The sequence below is a fragment of the Paenibacillus sp. Y951 genome, assembly GCF_056786395.1.
Genome location: NZ_JBXCIY010000092.1, coordinates 1 through 642 on the forward strand (window position 1 = coordinate 1; position 642 = coordinate 642).

At 49.4% G+C, this 642-nt stretch carries 2 tRNA genes and 2 rRNA genes; all 4 read left to right on the forward strand.

Annotated features, from left to right (window positions below):
* Positions 1-7: 7 nt before the first annotated feature.
* A 5S ribosomal RNA gene (gene rrf / locus AC1TPB_RS24990) occupies positions 8-124 on the forward strand.
* A gap of 23 nt (positions 125-147) precedes the next feature.
* Positions 148-224: transfer RNA gene (locus tag AC1TPB_RS24995), tRNA-Ile, on the forward strand.
* 33 nt (positions 225-257) lie between these two features.
* A tRNA-Ala gene (locus tag AC1TPB_RS25000) sits at positions 258-333 on the forward strand.
* A gap of 195 nt (positions 334-528) precedes the next feature.
* A 23S ribosomal RNA gene (locus tag AC1TPB_RS25005) occupies positions 529-642 on the forward strand; the annotation flags it as partial.

Genomic DNA, 642 nt, shown 5'->3' on the forward strand with positions numbered 1-642 from the left:
ACTATCGTTTGGTGGCGATGGCGGAGGGGAACCACACGTTCCCATCTCGAACACGACCGTTAAGCCCTCCAGCGCCGATGGTACTTGGACCGCAGGGTCCTGGGAGAGTAGGACGTCGCCAAGCGATGTGTATAACATCATATTTACGGGCCTTTAGCTCAGCTGGTTAGAGCGCACCCCTGATAAGGGTGAGGTCGGTGGTTCGAGTCCACTAAGGCCCACCATATCGACTTTGAGTCGGTTACCCATTATATTATGGGGCCATAGCTCAGCTGGGAGAGCGCCTGCCTTGCAAGCAGGAGGTCAGCGGTTCGATCCCGCTTGGCTCCACCAACAATTCTCTTAGGAGATTGTTTGTTCCTTGAAAACTGGATATGAAAGTAATGAAACATCCAAAGCGAATTGTGAAGCTTGGAGATGAACCTTCTTAGGAAGTGAAATCGAAAACTTCTCGATGATGAAATAAAGCGCATTTTCTCTAAGGTATGATATTTTCTTTGCGAAAAATCATAAGAGATGATGTTACTAGGTTAAGCTAGTAAGAGCGCACGGAGGATGCCTAGGCACTAGGAGCCGAAGAAGGACGTGGCGAACAACGATACTGCCTCGGGGAGCTGTAAGCAAGCTTTGATCCGGGGATTT